Below are 15,056 nucleotides of genomic sequence, written 5' to 3'. Positions count from 1 at the left end.
ACAATCGGAACGGAGCTCGAGAGATAACCGCGGAAGGTCACGTGCAGAAGAAACCCGATCCTTGCTCCTTCATCATCTTCGGCGCCACCGGTGATCTGACACACCGGTTGGTGGTCCCGGCGCTCTACAATCTCGCCGCCGGCAACCTGCTGCCGGAAAAATTTTGCGTCGTCGGCGTCGTCCGCAAGGGCATGTCGAGCGAGCAGCTGACCGACAGTCTGTTGCAAGGGTTGCGCAAGTTCGCCACCCGCCCGGTGGACGAGGCGATCGCGAAGCGGCTGTTCGAATGCGTCACCGCGATCGAGGCCGATCCGCGCGATCCGGCGTCCTTTGATGCGATGAACGAGCGGCTCGACAAGCTCGAGACGGCGCGTGGCACCGGCGGCAACCGGCTGTTCTATCTGGCGACCCCGCCGAACGCCTTCCTGCCGATTAGCGAGCAGCTCGGACGCACCGGCATGCTGGAGGAGAACGGCGCCTGGCGGCGGCTGATCATCGAAAAGCCGTTCGGCACCGATCTGGCGTCGGCGAGGGCGCTGAATGCCGCGCTGCTGAAGCTGATGGACGAGCACCAGATCTACCGGATCGATCATTACCTCGGCAAGGAAACCGTCCAGAACATCCTGGTGCTGCGCTTCGCCAACGGCATGTTCGAGCCGATCTGGAATCGCAACCATATCGACCACATCCAGATCACCGTCGACGAGAAGCTCGGCGTCGGCCATCGCGGCAGTTTCTATGACGCCACCGGCGCGCTGCGCGACATGGTGCCGAACCATCTGTTCCAGCTGCTGTCGCTGGTGACGATGGAGCCGCCGGCGCGTTTCGATGCCCATGCGGTGCGCTCGGAGAAGGCCGAGGTGCTGAGCGCGATCCAGATCCAGAGCGAGCAGGAGGCGCTGTCCAACTCGGTGCGCGGCCAGTATCGCGGCGGCCGGATCGGCGACACGGAGATCGAGGACTACCTCAAGACACCGGACGTCAAGCCGGACAGCTCGACCGAGACCTATGCCGCGCTGAAGCTGACCATCGACAATTGGCGCTGGGCCGGCGTACCCTTCTATCTGCGCACCGGCAAGGCGCTGACCAGCAAGCGCACCGAGATCGCGATCAAGTTCAAGCAGGCGCCGTTCGCGATGTTCCGCGATACCGCGGTCGACCGCCTATCGCAGAACTACCTGGTCATCTCCACCGAACCGACCGAAGGCATCGAGCTGCAGTTCAACACCAAGGTGCCTGGCCCGGCCATCAACATCGACGGCGTCGAGATGAAGTTCCGCTACAAGGACTACTTCAAGGCCGAGCCGTCGACCGGCTACGAGACGCTGATCTATGACTGCATGATCGGCGACAATCTGCTGTTCCAGCGCGCCGATAGCGTCGAGGCCGGATGGCAGGCGGTGCAGCCCTTCCTCGATGCCTGGAAGACTGCCGGGGGACGCGGCCTGCAACCCTACAAGGCCGGCAGCGAGGGCCCGGAGGCTGCCAACGCGCTGCTGACGCGCGACGGCCGCAGCTGGCGAAAGCTCAGCTGACCATGGCCGCGAGCGGCGAGCGCAAGATCATCACGGTCGCCGATCCGGCCGCACTGGCGCAGACGGCCGCCGAGCGGGTAATCGCAAGGTTCGACGAGAACAGCGGCCGGATCGCAGTCTGCCTCACCGGGGGCTCCAGCCCCAAGGCGCTCTACCAGTTGCTGGCAACCCCGGACTATCGCCGGAGGATTCCGTGGGATCGCATCGACTGGTTCATCGGCGATGAGCGCCTGGTGCCGCGCAAGGACAAGCTGCACAATATGAGCATGGCGCGCCAGGCCTTCCTCGACCGCTGCGCTCCGGCTGCGAATGTTCACCCGATCGCGACCGACACCGCCGATCTCAGGGATCCCGACGTCAGCGCCGCGCTGTACGAGAACGAGCTGATGGCCTTCTACGGCGCCGAGCAGCTCGATCCGAAGCGGCCGCTGTTCGACCTGGTGCTGATGGGCATCGGGCCCGACGGCCACACCGCCTCGCTGTTTCCCGGCTTTCCCGCGGTCGAGGAGACGCAGCGCTGGGTAGTCGGGGTGCCCAAGGCCAATGTCGAGCCGTTCGTGCCGCGAGTCTCCCTGACCCTGCCTGCGCTCGCCTCCTGCCGCGAGATGCTGTTCGAGGTGGCGGGCGAAAACAAGCGCGCGATCTTGACGCGCCTGTTCGCAGGCGAGAACCTGCCGGCAAACCGCGCGCGATCGCTGGGCGAAACTGTCTGGCTGATCGATCAGGCCGCGCTGCCGGAGGATTTTCGTGGATGATTTTCTTAGGTATTTTCTTGGGTGACTTTCTTGGGTGACGGGCAAAACCCCTGCGCACTGGTCGTGATGGGCGTCTCTGGCTCGGGCAAGAGCACCATCGCCGACCGCCTCGCGATCAGGATCGGCTGGCGTTTCGAGGATGGTGACAGTTTTCACCCGCCGAGCAATGTCGCGAAGATGCATTCTGGCCAGCCGCTCACCGACGAGGATCGCTGGCCCTGGCTGCGCGCGATCGCCAATGAGATCGACCGCACCTGCGGCGTCCGCGAACGGGCGGTCATCGCCTGCTCCGCGCTGAAGCGCGCCTATCGCGACATCCTGGTGCACGGCCGCAACGACATCCGCATCGTCTTCCTCGACGGCACAGAGGAGCTGATCGCCGCGCGGCTCGCCGCGCGCAAGGACCATTTCATGCCGCCGGGCCTGCTCGCCAGCCAGTTCAAAACGCTGGAGCCGCCGACGCCGGACGAACGCCCGATCACGGTTGCGATCGACCGTTCGGTCGACACCATCGTCGAAGACATCGTCAATCAACTGAAGCTGGACCGCCCATGAACCACACCGCCACCCGCATCGCCCTTGTCGTATCCGATGTCGACGGCACGCTGCTCACCAAGGACAAGACCTTGACCGACGGCGCCAGCACAGCCGTGCGCAAGCTGCACGAGGCCGGCATCGGCTTCACCATCGTCTCCAGCCGGCCAACCATCGGGATGGGTTTCCTGGTCGCGCCGCTCGCGATCACGCTGCCGATCGGCGCCTTCAATGGCTCCTCGATCGTCGATCCGCAATTGAAGCCGATCGAACAGCATGTGATCCCGCCGGCAGTCGCCAAGCGCTGCGTCGACCTGCTCCGCGAGCGTGGCATCGACATCTGGCTGTTCACCAACGACCGCTGGCTGACCCGCAATCCCGACGGCGAGTACAACGCGCACGAGAAACGCGCGATCAAGCATGATCCGACCATCGTCGGCGATTTCACGCCCTATCTCGACCAGGCCTGCAAGATCGTCGGCGCGAGCTCGGATGCGCCCCTGTTGCAGCGCTGCGAGGCGGAGATGCAGCAGATGGTCGGCCATGACGCGACCGCGGTCCGCTCGCAGACCTATTATCTCGACGTCACCCCGCCCGGCCACGACAAGGGCACCTTCGTCAAGGGCATCGCGAAGCGCCTCGGCGTCTCGCTTGAGAATGTCGCCACGATCGGCGACATGCAGAACGATCTGCCGATGTTCGCGCGAAGCGGCGTCTCGTTCGCGATGGGCAATGCCAGCGATGACGTGAAGGCGCGCGCCACGCATGTCACCGAAACCAACGAGCATGACGGCTTCGCGCGCGCGATGGATGTCGTGCTGACGATGGGCCGCTAGACCGCGATCAGGTCGACCGCTGCACCGCGGGCTTCTCGGCGTCGGCCCTGGCGGCGCTGAGATTGTGCGCCGTGTTGATCAGCGCGATATGGGTCAGCGCCTGCGGAAAGTTGCCGGTCTGCCGGCCGGCGCCGGAGTCGAACTCCTCCGCCAGCAATCCGAGATCGTTGGCAACCGCGACGACGCGGTCGAACATGGTCTGCGCCTTGTCGAGATCTCCCGCCAGCACGTGGGCGTCGGCGAGCCACAGGCTGCAGGCCAGGAACGCGCCCTCGATGGGCTGGATTTCGTCGGACACCTCGCGCGGATCGTGCCGTAGCACGAACCCGTCGCGCATCATGTGCCGCTCGACCGCCGCGATCGTGCCGCGGATGCGCGGATCGGACGGCGGCAGGAAGCCGACCGACGGTAACAACAGCAGGCTGGCATCGAGCAGCTTTGAGCCATAGCTCTCGACGAAGCTGTCGAGATCGGGATCGTAGCCCTGCCGGCAGACGTCGCGATGAATGGCCTCGCGCAGCACCCGCCATTTGACCAGCGGCCCTTTGAAGCCGAACCGCTCCGCGCTCTTGATGGCGCGGTCGAAGGCGACCCAGCACATCACCTTGGAGAACACATAGTGTCTGGGCGTGTCGCGGCGCTCCCAGATGCCGTGATCCGGCTGGTCCCAGACGTCGGCGAGATGACTGACGACGGTGCATTCGAGCGACCAGTTCTCCTCGTCGAGCTTCAGCTTGGCCATGCGGGACTGGTGGAAGGCGTCGATCAACTCGCCGTAGACGTCGAGTTGCAGCTGCGCATGCGCTGCATTGCCGACGCGGACCGGTTGCGCCCCCTCATAGCCGGGCAGCCACCCGGCTTCCCATTCGAGCAGGCGCCGCTGGCCCAGGATGCCGTACATGATCTGCATGTTGGCGGGAGCGCCGGCCGCGGCCCGCAGCAGCCAGTTGTGCCAGGCGGCCGCCTCCTCGGTGTAGCCCGAATTCATCAGCGCCAGCAGCGTGAAGGTGGCATCGCGCAGCCAGCAGAACCGGTAGTCCCAGTTGCGCGCGCCGCCGAGCTTTTCCGGCAATGACGTAGTCGGGGCCGCGACGATGCCCCCGGTCGGCCTGAAGGTCAGCGCCTTCAGCGTGATCAGCGAGCGCATCACGAGGCCGCGCTGATAGCTGCCGTCATAGGTCGAACGGCTGCACCATTCCTTCCAGTAGTCCTCGGTATCCTTCAGCGCCACCTCGGGATCGATCGGCTCCGGCACCGGCTGATACGACGCTCCGTAGGTCAGGACGAAGGGCACGGTGTCGCCTTCGCCGATCTCGAAATCGGCGATCGTGGTCAGGTCCTTGCCCGATGTCTTGACCGGTGTGCGCAGCACGGTCATGTCCTGCCCGCTGATCGCCAGCAGCCCCTCGCCGTCCGGGTTCTTCCTCACCCAGGGGACATCGACGCCGAAGCCGAAGCGGATGACCAACTCCATGTGCATCTTGACGCGGCCGCTGATGCCGCGAACCAGGCGGACCACGTCGGAAGCATTGCCGCGCGGCGGCATGAAATCGATCAGCGCGACCACGCCGTCTTCGATCTCGAATCGCGTCTCCAGGATCAGCGTATCGTCCCAATAGCGGCGGGAGGTCTGCCTGATCGCACCAGTTGGCGCCAGCAGCCAGCGGCCGTTCCGCGACGTGCCGAGCAGCGCCGCGAAGCAGGCGTCGGAATCGAACGCCGGCCAGCACAGCCAGTCGATCGAGCCGTCACGGCCGACCAGCGCTGCGGTCTCGCAATCGCCGATCAGTCCATAGTCTTCGATGCGAGAGGCCACGCGCCGTGCTCCGCGTTGTCAGGCGTGCGACCGCTCGCGGGTTGCACGCTTGAGCGCGTCGACGTCGATCGCCGATGCGAGATGCTCGATCGATACCGGCAGCCGCCGTTTCCAGTTCGGATGCTCGTAGACGGTGCCGGGGATGTTCGGCTGCTCGACGATGCCGAGCAAATCCTCCATCGAGACCGCCATCATCCGCGATCGCGTCCGCGCCATGAAGCTCACCACCGAATAGAAATCATTGTGGTGAATGTCGTGACGGCGCAGCACGTCGTCGAGATGGCCGAGCGCATCCCAGCGCCCCTGGTCGGTCTCGCCGGGATCGATGCCGAGCGAGCGCTTGGTCTTGAGGTCGCTGAACGAGCGCCAGCCGGCATAGGTCGACAGGTCGTGCGTGTTGAACGTCACCAGCGCGTTCGGCAGATAATAGTCGGCGTTGCGGAACACGCCCTGGTCATCGGTCTCGAACATCATCACCAGATAAGACCAGATGCCCCAGCCGTTCATCTGCTCGCGGAAGCCCGGAGGCACGGTGCCGAGGTCCTCGCCGATCACGACGCAGCGGTTTGCTGTGCTCTCCTGCGCGGTCGCCGCCAGCAGCGCCTCGAACGGCATCAGCACATAGGCGCCATTGGCCGGGCCGAAGCCGCGCGGCACCAGATAAAGCCGCTTCAGCCCGAAGGCGTGGTCGAGCCTGATCGCGCCGGCATGGTGCATCGAGGCGCGCAGCATCTGCCTGAACGGCTCGAAGGAACGCTGCTCGAGGCCCGCGGCGTTGAAGCCGGCGAGCCCCCAGTCCTGGCCCGCGGTGTTGAGCGGGTCCGGCGGCGCGCCGACGCCGAGATGACGCGAGATCGCAGTCTGCTCATTCCAGGCGTCGAAGCCGTCCGACTGCACGCCGACGGCGACGTCGAGATAGAGCCCGACCCGCATGCCGAGTCTGTGCGCGAGCGCCTGGCAGGCGCCGAGCTGTCGGTCCGCGGTCCATTGCACGAACTCGACGAATTCAACCTCGGCGGCGGTGTCGCGCGCCCGGCGCAATTTCGTGCACGCCGCATCATTGGGCTGCCGCCACTCGTCCGGCCATTCCCACCACGGCGTGTTGAGTTTGTGCCGCATCACCTCGAAGCAGGCGAAGCGCGACAGCAGCACGCCCTGCTCCTTGCGATAGGCCTCGAAATCCTGCCAGCGGCCGAGGCCGGGATTGGCCTTGAAGGCCGCGAAGGCGGCCCGCAGCGCCGGCCATTTCAGCGCCGCGACCCCGACATAGTCGACCATGTCGCGGCTGCGGAGCTGCGCCAGCGCGGCCTGCGTCTCGGCATCGATGCGGAATTCGGGAATCTTCGCGACGTCGATATAGAGCGCGTTGAGGAACAGCCGGCTGTTCGGCGAGTACGGGCTGCAATCGCCGGGACGATCGTCGAACAACGCATGCAGCGGATTGAGCCCAATGCCGTCGGCACCGAGCCGATGGGCGAATTCGAGCAGGCCCTGCAGATCGGTGAAGTCGCCGATGCCCCAGTTGCGCGCGGAGCGCACGCCATAGAGCTGGACCGCGATCACCCAGCAGCGGTCGAACGCGCCGCCGAATGCGCCGTCCGGCGCCACCAGAAACGGCAGCTCCTCGCTGCCCGATGCGTCCTTGAGCTGCAACCGGTGCACGCCCTCAGGCAGGCCGGACGGCCACGTCACACTCCGTTCATGCGCCTCGCCTTGCGCGAGCAAGGTAGTACCGCTGATGAGCTTCCATTGCACCGGTAGCCGGGCCGCCTCGGAGAGCTCCGTCTGCCCGCCATGGCCGCCTCTGACGACCACGGGATCGGCGATCATCCGCCGCGGCGCCTGGGGCGGCAGCGCCGCGAGGATCGCCGTCAGCGCCTCCGGGGTTGTCACACGGCGGTGACCGCTCCCATCGATATACTCGGTCTGGATTCCCAGGGTCTGGGCTTTGGCATAAAGGTCCATTCGGCACGCTGCCTGCTCGCGACGGTATCGGGATCGTTGCTAAATTGTACAGATACGGGAAAGGGATAGTTGATGTTCAACGCTCTACCCTATCCGGCGTTCCCACCGGGAACCATTGCCCGGCGAGCGGCTTTCTATATGGGTCTGGCGCGCCTCCTTCGCGGCGCCGGGAATTCATTTGCCTATTCAATGGCGGCATCACCGTGAACAAAACCGCCCGGCCTGTCGAGAGCGCCAACGGCACTTTTCATATCACCGATGTCTATCCGTCGGTTGATGGCGGCCGCTTTGCGGTCAAGCGCATCGCGGGCGAAGCTGTCGAGGTGTGGGCGGACATCTACCGTGACGGACATGATGTGATCGCAGCGGCATTGGTGTGGCGGCATGAGGGCGACGGCGAATGGCAGCACGCGCCGATGACGCCGCATAGCGACGACCGTTGGGGCGGCGCCTTCGTGCCCGATCGGCCCGGCCGTTACAGCTTCGCGATCGAGGCCTGGACCGACGAATTCGCCAGCTGGCGGCATCGCTTCGAGCAGAAGCAGCGCGACGGCGGCGACCACACGCTGGATGCCGTCGAAGGCGCGGGCATGCTGACCCGGGCGCAAGCGGGGGGACCTGCCGCAGCCGCAATCATCATCAGGCAGTGCGAAATCTTCCTGCAGACCGGTGAGCCGGGCGCGCTGCTCGCACCCGAATTGCGGGAGGCGATGGCCGGCAGCCAGTTTCGCCGCGACCTGGTGCGATCGCAGCTCTATCCCCTCACCGCCGACCGGCCGCGGGCGCGTAGCGGCGCCTGGTACCAGATGTTTCCGCGCAGCCAGGGCAAGACGCCGGGCGTGCATGCGACCTTCAACGACTGCATCGCGCGGCTGCCCGATATCGCGGCGATGGGCTTCGACGTCGTGCTGCTGGCGCCCATCCACCCGATCGGACGGACCCATCGCAAGGGCCGCAACAATGCCGCTATCGCGCAGCCGGGCGATCCCGGCAGCCCCTATGCGATCGGCGCGGCCGAGGGCGGCCACGACGCCGTGCATCCGGAGCTCGGCACGCTCGACGACTTCCGCGCTTTCGTGGCGGCATGCCAGACCCACGGCCTCGAGGTGGCGCTCGATTTCGCCGCGCAATGCTCGCCCGATCATCCCTGGCTGACCGCGCATCCGGAGTGGTTCAAGCGGCGTCCGGACGGATCGATGCGCACCGCCGAACATCCGCCGCAGCGCTGGGACGATGTCGTCAATCCGGATTTCGGATCCGAAGATGCGGCGGCGCTGTGGCGCGCGCTGCGCGATGTCGTGCTGTTCTGGGTCGAACAGGGCGTCAAGATCTTCCGGGTCGACAATCCGCACACCAAGCCGCTGGCATTCTGGGAATGGCTGATCCGCGAGGTGCAGGACCGCGATGCGGACGTGCTGTTCCTCTCGGAAGCCTTCGCGCGGCCGAAGCTGATGAAGGGCCTCGCCAAGCTCGGCTTCACGCAGTCCTATACTTACTTCACCTGGCGCACGCAGCGCTCCGAGCTCGAAGCGTATCTCGGCGAGTTGATATCCTATCCCGATCGCGACTTCTTTCGGCCGAATTTCTTCGTCAACACACCTGACATCCTGCCCTTCCACCTGCAAAGCGGCGAATCCTGGATGTTCAAGTCGCGTCTCGCGCTGGCCGCGACGCTTTCAAGCAACTACGGCATCATCAGCGGATTCGAACTGCTCGAGCACACGCCGGTGCCCGGCCGCGAGGAGTATCTCAACTCCGAGAAATACGAGATCAGGGTTCGCGACTGGGATCAGGTCGGGAACATCAAGCCCTATGTCGCGGTTCTCAACCAAATCAGACGCGGCAATCCGGCCCTGCAACAATTCGCCGATCTGCGCTTTATCAATGTCGATGACGGTGGCGTGATCGGCTTCGTCAAGGAGGCGGTCGATCAGGGCAATGTGATCGCGGCCGCGATTGCGTTGTCGTCCGAGCCGCGCGACGTCTGGCTTCCGCTCGGCGACGTCATGGTCGGCCGCGGCGATGCCCGCCGCCCCGTCACGGCCGTGGAAGACCTTGTCACCGGCGAGCGTCATGCGCTCGAATGGGGAGGCATCCGCCTGCATCTAGATCCTGCGCGCGATCCCGCGTTGCTGCTACGCTGTGTCGCCTGAAGGAGCCGCCATGAACGTATTTTCCTCCGTCGACAGCGAGGTGAAGGTCGCGACCGAGACCGCGGACCAGCTATGGTACAAGGACGCCATCATCTACCAGCTGCACGTCAAGGCGTTCGCCGACAGCAACAATGACGGCATCGGCGATTTCACAGGCCTGACGGAGAAGCTCGGCTATCTGCAGGAGCTCGGCGTCACCGCGCTGTGGCTGCTGCCGTTCTATCCCTCGCCGGGCCGCGACGACGGCTACGACATCGGCGATTATGGCGATATCAATCCCGATTTCGGGACGATGAAGGACTTCAAGCGCTTCATCCAGGAGGCCAAGAGGCGCGGTTTGCGCGTCATCACCGAGCTTGTCGTCAACCACACCTCGGACCAGCATGCATGGTTCAAGCGCGCGCGCCGCAGCCCGCCGAATTCGAGCGCGCGCAGCTGGTACGTCTGGAGCGACACCGACCAGAAATACCTCGATACCCGCATCATCTTTACGGATACGGAAAAGTCGAACTGGACCTGGGATCCGGAAGCCGGCCAGTTCTACTGGCACCGCTTCTTCTCGCACCAGCCCGACTTGAATTTCGACAATCCCCGCGTGGTGCGCGCCATCGTGCAAGTGATGAAGCGCTGGCTCGACACCGGCGTCGACGGCTTCCGGCTCGACGCCATTCCCTATCTGTGCGAGCGCGACGGCACCAACAACGAGAACCTGCCGGAGACGCATGCCATCATCAAGCGGCTGCGCCAGGAGCTCGACGCCTATGCCAAGGGCAAGATCCTGCTGGCCGAGGCCAACCAGTGGCCGGAGGACGTGCAGGAATATTTCGGCCATGGCGACGAATGCCACATGGCCTATCACTTCCCGCTGATGCCGCGCATCTACATGGCGATCGCGCAGGAAGACCGCTTTCCGATCACCGACATCCTCAGGCAGACGCCCGATATTCCGGCGGCTGCCCAGTGGGCGCTGTTCCTGCGCAACCACGACGAGCTGACCCTGGAAATGGTCACCGACGTCGAGCGCGACTATCTGTGGTCGACTTACGCCAACGACCCGCGCGCCCGCATCAATGTCGGCATCCGCCGCCGCCTGGCGCCGCTGATGGACAATGACCGGCGCAAGATCGAGCTGATGAACTCGCTGTTGCTGTCGTTTCCCGGCACGCCGATCATCTATTACGGTGACGAGATCGGCATGGGCGACAACATCTATCTCGGCGACCGCAACGGCGTGCGGACGCCGATGCAGTGGTCGCCGGACCGCAACGGCGGCTTCTCGCGCGCCGACCCGGCGCGGCTCTACGCGCCGATGATCATGGACCCGGTCTACGGCTACGAATCCGTCAATGTCGAGGCGCAGTCGCGCAGCCTGTCGTCGCTGCTGTCGGCGACCAAGCGGCTGATCGCGGTGCGCAAGTCGACGCTTGCGTTCGGGCGCGGCACCATGACCTTCATCCGCCCGGAGAACCGCTCGGTGCTCGCCTATGTCAGGCAGTACCAGGGCGAGACCATCCTGTGCGTCGCCAATCTGTCGCGCTCGGCGCAGGCGACCGAACTCGACCTCTCCGCCTTCAAGGACCGCATACCGCTCGAGATGCTCGGACGCACGCGCTTCCCGGCGATCGGCGAGCTGCCCTACATGATCACGCTGGCACCTTACGGCTTCTACTGGTTCCAGTTGCAGGAGCGCGACAAGTCCGAGCCGGTGAAGCCGCGCGCGGTGCCGGAGTTCGAGACGCTGGTGGTGCCGCTCGGTTCGACCTGGACGTCGCTGGCGCGCGAGCGCGGCGTGTTCGAGCACGACGTGCTGCCCGGCCATCTCGCCCGCACGCGCTGGTACCCGGAGCATTCCCTGAAGGCGATCCAGCCGACGCTGGTGTCCGCGATCCCGTTCTGCGACATCGGCGACAACCGGCCCTGGCTGATCTTCTTCGAAACCACGGAGCGCGGCACCACCAGCCGCTACGTGCTCCCGATGCAGATCGAATGGGTGCGCTTCGACCGCGAGCGCTACAACCCGCGCGCCTTTGCCGCGGTCCGTCAGGGCGCGCGCGAGGGCACGCTGCTCGATGTCTCCACCGACCAGATCTTCACCGGCCTGTTCCTGCGAAACTTGCGGGAAAACCTCACCGTCGACGAGGGTGAGCAAGGCCTGAAGCTCGAATTCCGACCGACCAGCCGCTTCTCCGATCGCCCGGTCCGACAGCCCGAACGCATCCGCGTGTTCGAGAACGATCAGCCGCATTCGACTGCGCTGGTCGACAATGAGTATGTCACCAAGATCTACCGGAAGCTCGAGGTCGGCATCAATCCGGAGATCGAGATGGGCCGCTTCCTCACCGAAGTGGTCAATTTCCCCAACACACCGGCCTTGCTCGGCACATCGGAACTGGTGGAGGGAGACAATCGCAGCGCGATCGCAGTGCTGCACGCCATGGTGGTCAATCAGGGCGACCTCTGGAATGTCGGCGCCGCGCACCTCGACCGCCTCGTCGAGCGGCAGCGCCTGCTGGCGGCGAGCGAACATCCGGAGGAGAACGGCGATCAAGCCACCTATCTGCGCCACCTGTCGCACAGCGGCAAGCGTCTCGCCGAGCTGCACATCGCGCTCGCCAGCAACCGGGACCTGCCGGACTTCATGCCCGAGCCGACCAGGCCCGAGGACCTGCAGCGCTGGAACGATGAGATCATGGCGCGCGCCGAGCGCGTGTTCGACACGCTGAAGCAGCGGCGCGGCTCCCTGAGAGAGGCCGACCGGCTGCTGGCCGATCAGTTGCAGGCCCAGCACGACCTGCTGCCGGAGCGGCTCAAGGCGCTGCTGCCGCGCGAGACCGACGGGCTCAGCATCCGCCATCATGGCGACCTGCATCTCGGCCAGTTGCTGGTCGTCAAGGACGACGTCTTCATCATCGATTTCGACGGCGGACCGGGTCGCACCATCGCCGAGCGGCGGCGCAAGGCGCCGGCGGCCCGCGACGTCGCCGGCCTGATCCGCTCGATCGACTACGCCGCGACCGCCGCGCTGGAACGCGCGTTCAAGGTCGCGCCCGACGACAGCGGCAGGCTGGGCCTCGCTTTGGCCGAATGGCGCGACCAGGCGGCGGATACGCTTCTGGCGGCCTATCGCGAGACCGTGGCCGGCCAGCGGCTGTGGCCGGCCGACGCCAGAGCGGCCGAGCGCCTGCTCAACTTTTTCCTGCTTGAGAAAGCCTTCTACGAGATCGAGTATGAGCTAGCCAACCGGCCGGATTGGCTCCGAGTCCCACTGACTGGCCTGTTGAGACTCCTGGCCCAACAGCCGCACGAGGTTGCATGACCAAACTGCCCGCCGAGGCCTATGCGATCATCGAGGGCCGCCATTCCGATCCTTTCCACTATCTCGGGCTTCACGCCGAGGGGGATCGCAATGTCGTGCGCGCCTTTCTGCCTGACGCCAGCAATGTCGAGGCGATCGGGGAGCATGGCGAGGCGGCGCCGCTGGCCAAGATCCATGACGCCGGCCTGTTCGCAGGTCCCCTGCCGAACGGCTCGACGCGCTACCAGCTCCGCGCCCGCTTCGGCGACAATGTCGTCGAGCTGGAGGATGCCTACCGCTTTCCGCCGATCCTGAGCGATTTCGATCTCTATCTGCTCGGCGAGGGTACGCATCTGCGCGTCTACGACACGCTCGGCGCCCATCCGATGACGCTCGACGGCGTCGACGGCATCGGCTTCGTGGTGCTGGCGCCGAATGCGCGGCGGGTCAGCGTGGTCGGCGACTTCAATTTCTGGGACGGCAGGCGGCATCCGATGCGGGTGCGCGGTCCGGGCTATTGGGAGCTGTTCATCCCGCGCGCGCGCGTCGGCGACCACTACAAGTTCGAGATCATTGGGCGCAACGGCCAGCATCTGCCGCTGAAGTCGGATCCGCTGGCGTTCGCCGCCGAGGTGCGCCCGAAGACCGCCTCGATCGTGATCGACGAGCGCAAGATCCCGCACCCGCGCCCGGCGCCCGATCGCATCAACGCGCTGAGCTCGCCGATGTCGATCTACGAGGTCCATCTCGGCTCGTGGCGCCGCAAGGGCCGCAATGAGTGGCTGACCTATCGCGAGATGGCGGAGCAGCTGCCGGCCTACGCCAGCGACATGGGGTTCACCCATATCGAATTCCTGCCCATATCAGAGCATCCGTTCGATGGCTCCTGGGGCTACCAGCCGACCGGCATGTTCGCGCCGACCAGCCGCTTCGGCTCGCCCGACGATTTCGCCGCGCTGATCGACGCCTGCCACGGCGCCGGACTTGCCGTGCTGCTCGACTGGGTCCCTGGGCATTTCCCCGACGACCCGCACGGTCTCGGCAATTTCGACGGCACCGCGCTTTACGAGCACGCCAACCCATTGCAGGGCCGCCACCTCGACTGGGGCACGCTGATCTACAATTACGGGCGCACCGAGGTCACCAACTTCCTGGTGTCGAACGCGCTGTTCTGGCTCGATCGCTACGGCATCGACGGGCTGCGCGTCGATGCCGTAGCCTCCATGCTCTATCTCGACTACAGCCGTCCCGCCGGCGGCTGGATCCCGAACAAATATGGCGGCCGCGAGAACATCGAGGCGATCGATTTCCTGCGCCGCTTCAATACCGAGCTGTTCGCGCATTTCCCGCAGGCAACGACCGCGGCGGAGGAATCCACCGCGTGGCCACAGGTGTCGCGCCCGGTCGAATATGGCGGGCTCGGCTTCGGCTACAAGTGGAACATGGGCTGGATGCACGACACGCTGAAATACATCGGCAAGGATCCGATCCACCGCAAGCACCATCACGGCGACATCCTGTTCGGCCTGCATTATGCCTTCTCGGAGAATTTCATCCTGCCGCTGTCCCACGACGAGGTGGTGCACGGCAAGCGCTCGATCCTCGGCCGCATGCCCGGCGACGACTGGCAGCGTTTTGCGAATCTGCGCGCCTATTACAGCTTCATGTTCGGGCATCCCGGCAAGAAGCTGATGTTCATGGGCTGCGAGTTCGGCCAGGAGCGCGAATGGAATCACGACCACTCGCTCGATTGGCATCTGCTGCAACAGCCGAGGCACAGCGGCATCCAGAACCTGGTCCGCGACCTCAACCGGCTCTATCGCGCGCTGCCGGCGCTGCACGAGCTCGACTGCGACCAGGCCGGCTTCGAATGGGTCATCACCGACGACGCCAGCAACAATGTGTTCGGCTGGATCCGCAAGGGCAACGATGCGCGCGCCCGCTGCCTCGTGGTCCTGAACTTCTCGCCCAACGTCTATCGCAACTATCGCGTCCGGGTGCCGTTCGCGGGCAAATGGCACGAGGTGTTCAACTCGGATTCCTCCCATTACGGCGGCACCAATGTCGGCAATATCGGCGAGGTCCGTGCCTCTGAGGGCGCCACGCCCGAGCTGAGCCTGACCATTCCGCCGCTGGCAGCGATCTTCCTCGTACCGGAAAGCTGATT

Annotated in this window: 9 protein-coding genes; 7 read left to right on the top strand and 2 right to left on the bottom strand. The window is 65.3% G+C overall.

The annotated features are described in order from the left end of the window. Positions 1 to 41 precede the first annotated feature (41 nt). From zwf to BraRD5C2_RS37075, 4 genes are all read left to right on the top strand, one after another. A complete protein-coding gene (zwf, locus tag BraRD5C2_RS37090) occupies positions 42 to 1,535 on the top strand; it encodes a glucose-6-phosphate dehydrogenase (RefSeq protein ID WP_223977010.1) in 1,494 nt (497 codons plus the stop codon). 2 nt (positions 1,536 to 1,537) lie between these two features. Then, positions 1,538 to 2,290: a 6-phosphogluconolactonase gene (gene pgl, locus BraRD5C2_RS37085; RefSeq protein WP_223977008.1), complete on the top strand. Its 753-nt coding sequence runs from the start codon at positions 1,538 to 1,540 to the stop codon at positions 2,288 to 2,290. Between the two features lie 66 nt (positions 2,291 to 2,356). After that, positions 2,357 to 2,845 carry a gluconokinase gene (locus BraRD5C2_RS37080; RefSeq protein ID WP_374708095.1) on the top strand — a complete coding sequence of 163 codons (489 nt, stop codon included), beginning with the start codon at positions 2,357 to 2,359 and terminating at the stop codon, positions 2,843 to 2,845. Further along, on the top strand, positions 2,842 to 3,660 hold the full coding sequence (locus BraRD5C2_RS37075) for a Cof-type HAD-IIB family hydrolase (RefSeq protein WP_223977004.1): 819 nt from the start codon (positions 2,842 to 2,844) through the stop codon (positions 3,658 to 3,660). The genes BraRD5C2_RS37080 and BraRD5C2_RS37075 overlap by 4 nt, the downstream gene beginning before the upstream one ends. 7 nt (positions 3,661 to 3,667) lie before the next feature. Here the strand turns inward: BraRD5C2_RS37075 and BraRD5C2_RS37070 are convergent, their stop codons facing one another. Both BraRD5C2_RS37070 and malQ read right to left on the bottom strand, forming a co-directional pair. After that, positions 3,668 to 5,476 (bottom strand): glycoside hydrolase family 15 protein, encoded by a 1,809-nt coding sequence (locus BraRD5C2_RS37070; protein ID WP_223977002.1) that lies wholly within the window; start codon positions 5,474 to 5,476, stop codon positions 3,668 to 3,670. An 18-nt stretch (positions 5,477 to 5,494) separates the two neighbouring features. Beyond that, positions 5,495 to 7,441: a 4-alpha-glucanotransferase gene (gene malQ, locus BraRD5C2_RS37065; RefSeq protein ID WP_223977000.1), complete on the bottom strand. Its 1,947-nt coding sequence runs from the start codon at positions 7,439 to 7,441 to the stop codon at positions 5,495 to 5,497. Positions 7,442 to 7,644: 203 nt separating this feature from the next. On the opposite strand from malQ, the gene BraRD5C2_RS37060 reads away from it, so the two are divergent. From BraRD5C2_RS37060 to glgB, 3 genes are read left to right on the top strand one after another with little or no spacing between them, the layout of a single operon-like run. Next, a complete protein-coding gene (locus BraRD5C2_RS37060) occupies positions 7,645 to 9,594 on the top strand; it encodes an alpha-1,4-glucan--maltose-1-phosphate maltosyltransferase (RefSeq protein ID WP_223976998.1) in 1,950 nt (649 codons plus the stop codon). Positions 9,595 to 9,604: 10 nt separating this feature from the next. Continuing rightward, a complete protein-coding gene (treS, locus tag BraRD5C2_RS37055; RefSeq protein WP_223976996.1) occupies positions 9,605 to 12,910 on the top strand; it encodes a maltose alpha-D-glucosyltransferase in 3,306 nt (1,101 codons plus the stop codon). Then, positions 12,907 to 15,054, top strand: coding sequence for a 1,4-alpha-glucan branching protein GlgB (gene glgB, locus BraRD5C2_RS37050; protein ID WP_223976994.1), 2,148 nt, complete (start codon positions 12,907 to 12,909; stop codon positions 15,052 to 15,054). The genes treS and glgB overlap by 4 nt, the downstream gene beginning before the upstream one ends. Positions 15,055 to 15,056: the final 2 nt, after the last annotated feature.

This window comes from Bradyrhizobium sp. RD5-C2 (assembly GCF_019972155.1).
Taxonomy (GTDB): domain Bacteria; phylum Pseudomonadota; class Alphaproteobacteria; order Rhizobiales; family Xanthobacteraceae; genus Bradyrhizobium.
Note: the sequence above shows the minus strand (reverse complement) of the source record. Positions and strands in the feature narration are given on the sequence as shown.

Bases quoted from the DNA above. Each gene is read 5' to 3' on its own strand.
- pgl (WP_223977008.1), top strand. From the start codon at position 1,538: ATGGCCGCGAGCGGCGAGCGCAAGATCATCACGGTCGCCGATCCGGCC.
- BraRD5C2_RS37080 (WP_374708095.1), top strand. From the start codon at position 2,357: ATGGGCGTCTCTGGCTCGGGCAAGAGCACCATCGCCGACCGCCTCGCG.
- BraRD5C2_RS37075 (WP_223977004.1), top strand. From the start codon at position 2,842: ATGAACCACACCGCCACCCGCATCGCCCTTGTCGTATCCGATGTCGAC.
- malQ (WP_223977000.1), bottom strand. From the start codon at position 7,441: ATGGACCTTTATGCCAAAGCCCAGACCCTGGGAATCCAGACCGAGTAT.
- treS (WP_223976996.1), top strand. From the start codon at position 9,605: ATGAACGTATTTTCCTCCGTCGACAGCGAGGTGAAGGTCGCGACCGAG.
- glgB (WP_223976994.1), top strand. From the start codon at position 12,907: ATGACCAAACTGCCCGCCGAGGCCTATGCGATCATCGAGGGCCGCCAT.